The organism is Xenorhabdus khoisanae (genome assembly GCF_001037465.1).
Classification (GTDB): Bacteria; Pseudomonadota; Gammaproteobacteria; order Enterobacterales; family Enterobacteriaceae; genus Xenorhabdus; species Xenorhabdus khoisanae.
Genome location: NZ_LFCV01000210.1, coordinates 1 through 5630, shown reverse-complemented (window position 1 = coordinate 5630; position 5630 = coordinate 1). Strand labels below are relative to the sequence as shown.

Sequence of the window (5630 nt, the reverse complement as noted above, 5' to 3'; positions counted from 1 at the left end):
GATTATGAAGGGGGGAATTATGTTTTTCCATGTCGTCAACAAAAATAAGATTATCGTATTTACTTTAATATTGGGAATTGCCATTTTATTTTTATCTTTTAATAACAGTCGATTGGGGATTATTGGTTACGCTGATAAACATTGTCAGAAGAACACCGCCTGTTTGATTGATATCAACAAAATAATCCCTTTTGACTGGGATAAAATGTATATCATTGATAAAGGTATGAAGCCTGAGGATATTGAGAATATTATCGGTGCGACATTTAATGAGAAAGCCAGTCTTTTTTATAAAATTATCTTTGTCAGAAATAAAAAGGTAGTTTATTCAGATGAGTATCGTCCTTCGGATGAATCTTACAAGAAAAAGTTTATCAAGCCTAATTTTCATTATCCAGTTGAAAGAAAAGGAGATTATTTTAGTCACTATGCTGTCTCGAAAAATAATTCCATTCTTTCAGTAGAAATTGAACATAAGCCATTTGTGAGTGATAAAGTTTACTACAAGATTTCTCCTTCTAATGCGCAGCAAGTTAGGGGAAGGGATACGTAATTTTATCCGGCTTCTTGAGTAAAATGAGCAAAGTTATAAGATTAGGTGCAGGTCTGTTATTTCTGTTTGGCCTGCACTTTTTTTCCTGTTTTTATTTTGCTGTTTTTAGTGGATTTGCGGGGTGGTTTTTTGTTTTTTTTCCGCTTTAATGGCGCAGTGTTATCAGCCAAATTATCTTTTACCGCTTCTGATTTATTCATTTTATCTTTTAGGCTTTTTTCCAAAGCACACATGGATTTTATATTTTCTAAGGTCCGAGTTAGTCCTTTTATCAAGCGCTCGTCTTTATCTGCCTGAGCATACTGAAGCTGCTTTTCTAATGTTTGCCTTTTTATCTCACATCCTGCTTTATTTGGGGTTGCATAGGCAACACTCATACAGAAAACAATCAACGCAAATATGATCAATGTTTTCGACATCATGAATTATTCCCAAGGTTATTGAGAGCGTTTATTCGAAATTTTATACTCTGATCTCGATTTGATCCTGAAAATTCAGGTCATGCCTCCAATAATTAGATATCGTGATAAACTTCCCCCATTTTTATCGGTGAGATATGGCTAAAGTTGATGTGGTTTTGTGGTTTGTCGTTATTGTTACAAAACGGACGATGTTAAAGGGCGTGGAAAAGGCCGTTGCGGACACCCCTGTTATCACTGTTATGCCTGCTGTAAAACCTTTCAACTGAAGTACACCTATCAAGCCTGCAATCCTGGAGTGAAAGAGCAGATCGTTGATATGGCGATGAATAACTCCGGCGTTCGGGATACAGCTCGAGTCCTAAAGGTTCGCATTAACACCGTCATTCGCACATTAAAAAACTCAAACCAACAAATGTAACCTGTCTTCCTCTTGAGGGAAATGAAATCCAAATCCTATGCAAACTGGATGAACAATGATCGTTTATCGGTAACAAGAAAATCAACGCTGGCTCAGGTATGCTTGGGAGCCTCGTTTAAAGCGAATTGTGGCGCATGTTTTTGGTGATCGCAGCATAAACACATTACGTCAATTGCTTGAATTATTATCTCCTTTTAATGTTCGGTTTTACTGTACGGATAATTTTGCAACGTACAGAATACTTCCTAAAGAAAAACATATTGTTGGAAAGTATTACACCCAACGTATAGAAAGAACCAACCTGACACTTCGTACACGTTTAAAAAGACTGAACCGAAAAACGCTGGGTTATTCCAAAATCGGAAGAGATGCACGACAAAGTCATAGGGACTTTCATCGAACAGGAATACTACCTTTGCTAAGGGATCTAACTATTGGAGGCGTGACCGTAAAAATGGCCTATAATTTAAAGTGTTTTTATCTTGATTTGAAAATAAGATAATTTGATGCAGGTGATGAATTTATAACCTGTAAGGCAGTGATTTGAAATTACAGGAGCTAACATGCTAATGGGGAGCATAACTATCAAAAAAGTAAGAGAGATATAATATATTGCGTCAGGTTGTTGTATTATGGTTATTATAAAAATCATAAAAATACAAATTAGCATCATTCTTGATGATGAAAAAGAATCATCGGATGTTTTAATTATCCAATCAAGGAAATTTCCGTCAGTTATTTCTCTTTCAAAAGAGAAAATCCTAATTAAAGCGAGTTGTTCTTTAAGTGTGAATGTTTTTATAATCAATTGCCTGAGTTTCGGGTTTTTATCGATATAGATTTTTGTTCTTTTTTTCTGTATCGGTTTGCTGGAGTTATTTTCTGAATGAGGTTCAAAAAATATTCTGTTGGTGAGTGCGAAAAAAAACAGTTTTATCCCGATGGTATAGCTATAACCGATGTTTTTGGCTTTATCTAATATTCTCAAAAAGGAGATGACTAAATAGATAAAGAAAAGATAATTTAACCAATTAGCTTTGGCGGACATTATATATAATGCAATGGCGATTATAATAAAAAATAGAGTGGATCTTTTTACTGACTCCATATTTTCATAAGCCAGCCATTTTATCCAAGCAGTAAAATCATCGGATGTTTCATTTTTTACTAATGCAAAACTTTTGAGTAGAGTAACTTGTTCAATAGCCGTAAAAATTTTAATTATTGATTTCCTGATTTTTTTATCATGAGTGAATCGCATAGTTATCCCAAATTTATCAGATTAAATCGAAATTTATTTTTAATTCAGCATAATAGAATGAATAATAGTGCTTATTCAAGTATAACCATTAGATTGATTCAAAAACAGAATTTGGTCACGTATTAAACCCATTGATTAGCACTCTGAGCTCATTTCATCTCCGTGGGGTAATCCGTTTCCCCACACTTCACCCTCTTTAGCCTACATTTACTCTTTTTAAGATGCTATGGCAGCATGTACTTTGTTACTATGCTTTATTGTGTTTTAGTGCTCGTGCAATGACTTGTGGGGTAATTCGTGGGGTAATAAAGTGATTTATTCGCCTTGTGTTCAACTAAAACTTATTAAAAATCAACTGGAAATAAATTAATGTTAAGTTATCGTCACAGCTTCCATGCCGGCAACCATGCTGATGTGCTTAAGCACACAGTGCAAAGCCTTATCATTGAGTCACTTAAAACAAAAGAAAAACCTTTCCTGTATCTGGATACGCACGCGGGCGCAGGCCGTTATCAATTGAGTGGAGAACATGCCGAGCGTACAGGGGAGTATCTGGAAGGTATTGCCCGTATTTGGCAGCGTGATGATATTCCTGAGGAATTGTCGGCTTACATTAAGGCAGTGAAGGCACTGAACCCAAATGGTTCGCTACGCTATTATCCAGGTTCTCCGTTGATTGCCCGTCATTTATTGCGTGGATATGATGAGCTTAATCTGAGTGAATTGCATCCCAGTGATTTTCCTTTGTTACGCACAGAATTTTCCCGTGACAGTCGTACCCGTGTCCAGAGGGAAGATGGTTTTCAACAGTTAAAATCAAAATTGCCACCAAGAAGCCGTCGTGGCTTTGTGCTGATTGACCCGCCTTATGAACTGAAATCGGATTATAAAAATGTCGTTTATGGCATTCAGGAAGGGTATAAGCGCTTTGCTACAGGTACTTATGCGCTGTGGTATCCCGTTGTACTGCGCCAGCAGATTAAACGCTTAGTGAAGGATCTGGAAGCGACAGGTATCCGCAAGATTTTACAAATTGAACTTGGTGTGCGTCCTGACAGTGATCAACGTGGTATGACGGCCTCAGGCATGATTGTCATTAACCCACCGTGGAAATTAGAACAGCAGATGAAGGCAATATTGCCGTGGCTGCATCAGGTATTGGTTCCTGGAGGTACAGGACACACCTTAGTGGAGTGGATCGTACCTGAATAAGGGAAAGTTCAACGTGGCGTTATGACTCAATAGCCGTGGCCTATGGCAGTGAAAGCGAGAATCGTCCACAGTCAGTGATAACTTTTTGTAATAATAGGCGTCAGGTTGAACTTAGCAGTAACTTAATTGATTAGACGGAAGTGACCTAAGATGAGTAAACATTACGATTATATTGCAATTGGTGGCGGCAGTGGCGGTATTGCTTCCATTAACCGTGCAGCCATGTATGGGCAGAAATGTGCCCTGATTGAAGCAAAAGCATTAGGTGGAACATGTGTTAATGTGGGTTGTGTGCCGAAGAAAGTGATGTGGCATGCTGCGCAAATTGCCGAATCTATTCATCAATATGGCCCCGACTATGGTTTTGATACCACCGTTAATCATTTTGATTGGAAAAAACTGATTGCCAGCCGCACTGCCTATATTGATCGCATTCATCAGTCATATGAGCGTGTATTGGGCAACAATAAGGTAGATGTCATTCAAGGTTTTGCTCGTTTTGTCGATGCGCACTCTGTTGAAATTAATGGTGAAAAAATTACGGCTGACCATATCCTGATTGCAACGGGTGGTCGTCCAATGCGTCCAAATATTCCCGGTGCGGAATACGGTATTGATTCAGATGGTTTCTTCGAGCTGGATGAGATGCCGAAGCGTGTTGCTGTGGTGGGCGCTGGTTATATTGCGGTAGAAATCGCGGGTGTTTTGAATGCACTGGGCAGTGAAACCCATCTGTTTGTTCGTAAACATGCCCCGCTGCGCTCTTTCGACCCTATGATTGTGGATACCTTGCTGGAAGTCATCAAAAATGAGGGGCCGACACTGCATACGGATGCAATATTAAAGTCCGTGATTAAAAACAGTGATGGCAGCCTGACCGTTCAGTTAGAGGATGGCAGAGAGCAGACGGTTGATACGTTGATTTGGGCGATTGGGCGTGAACCGATGACGGATAATCTGAATCTGGCTGCAACAGGTGTTGAGTTGAATGAGAAAGGTTATATCCAAGTCGATAAATATCAGAATACCAATATCAATGGCATTTATGCCGTTGGCGATAACACTGGCGCGATAGAATTGACACCCGTCGCGATTGCGGCAGGGCGTCGTTTATCCGAACGTCTGTTTAATAACAAATCGGAAGAGCATTTGGATTACACCAATGTGCCGACGGTGGTATTCAGTCACCCGCCAATCGGCGTTGTGGGTTTGACGGAGCCGCAGGCAAAGGCGCAGTATGGTGACGATCAGGTTAAGGTTTATACATCGTCCTTTACCGCAATGTATACGGCTGTGACGCAACACCGCCAACCATGCCGCATGAAGTTAGTGTGTATGGGTAAAGATGAGCGGATTGTGGGTATCCATGGCATCGGTTTTGGTATGGATGAGATCCTGCAAGGCTTTGCAGTCGCGCTGAAAATGGGAGCAACGAAAAAGGATTTTGATAATACGGTTGCTATCCATCCGACCGCGGCGGAAGAGTTTGTTACCATGCGATAATGGGGTGATGTAAGAATAATCTCCAATTATTACTGAAAAAGGTCAGAATTGTTCTGGCTTTTTTTATGGGAAATAGTTGGTTATGTGATTTGATATTCGAGGTTACTTTAAAAGAGGAGAGTTGTTTATTAAATATTGATGAAACGTTAGCTAATATTAAAAATAATGGGCATATCTATAACCAATGTATTTCAAGATTACGCCACGCCAACGAAGTGGCAACTTGAAAGACGGTTATATCAGCTCAGATTTATATTATTC

Annotated in this window: 5 protein-coding genes and 1 pseudogene; 4 read left to right on the top strand and 2 right to left on the bottom strand. The window is 39.3% G+C overall.

From position 1 onward, the window contains the following. Positions 1–553: hypothetical protein (locus tag AB204_RS20195; RefSeq protein WP_235428157.1), on the top strand; the 553-nt coding region annotated here is incomplete at its 5' end. 56 nt (positions 554–609) lie between these two features. Here the strand turns inward: AB204_RS20195 and AB204_RS20190 are convergent. Continuing rightward, on the bottom strand, positions 610–975 hold the full coding sequence (locus AB204_RS20190; protein ID WP_047965175.1) for a DUF1090 family protein: 366 nt from the start codon (positions 973–975) through the stop codon (positions 610–612). Positions 976–1132: 157 nt separating this feature from the next. Between AB204_RS20190 and AB204_RS22145 the strand changes: the two are divergent. Beyond that, positions 1133–1815: pseudogene (locus tag AB204_RS22145) on the top strand (IS1 family transposase). A 44-nt stretch (positions 1816–1859) separates the two neighbouring features. Here AB204_RS22145 and AB204_RS20185 read toward each other — a convergent pair. Further along, complete coding sequence (locus AB204_RS20185) at positions 1860–2654, bottom strand: hypothetical protein (RefSeq protein WP_047965174.1); 795 nt, start codon at positions 2652–2654, stop codon at positions 1860–1862. Between the two features lie 369 nt (positions 2655–3023). On the opposite strand from AB204_RS20185, the gene AB204_RS20180 reads away from it, so the two are divergent. Then, positions 3024–3866, top strand: a complete 843-nt coding sequence (locus AB204_RS20180) for a 23S rRNA (adenine(2030)-N(6))-methyltransferase RlmJ (protein WP_047965173.1) — start codon at positions 3024–3026, stop codon at positions 3864–3866. A 150-nt stretch (positions 3867–4016) separates the two neighbouring features. Then, a complete protein-coding gene (gene gorA / locus AB204_RS20175; RefSeq protein WP_047965172.1) occupies positions 4017–5369 on the top strand; it encodes a glutathione-disulfide reductase in 1353 nt (450 codons plus the stop codon). Positions 5370–5630: the final 261 nt, after the last annotated feature.

Coding starts and splice junctions, on each gene's coding strand:
- AB204_RS20190 (WP_047965175.1), bottom strand. CDS start 975: ATGATGTCGAAAACATTGATCATATTTGCGTTGATTGTTTTCTGTATG.
- AB204_RS20185 (WP_047965174.1), bottom strand. CDS start 2,654: ATGCGATTCACTCATGATAAAAAAATCAGGAAATCAATAATTAAAATT.
- AB204_RS20180 (WP_047965173.1), top strand. CDS start 3,024: ATGTTAAGTTATCGTCACAGCTTCCATGCCGGCAACCATGCTGATGTG.
- gorA (WP_047965172.1), top strand. CDS start 4,017: ATGAGTAAACATTACGATTATATTGCAATTGGTGGCGGCAGTGGCGGT.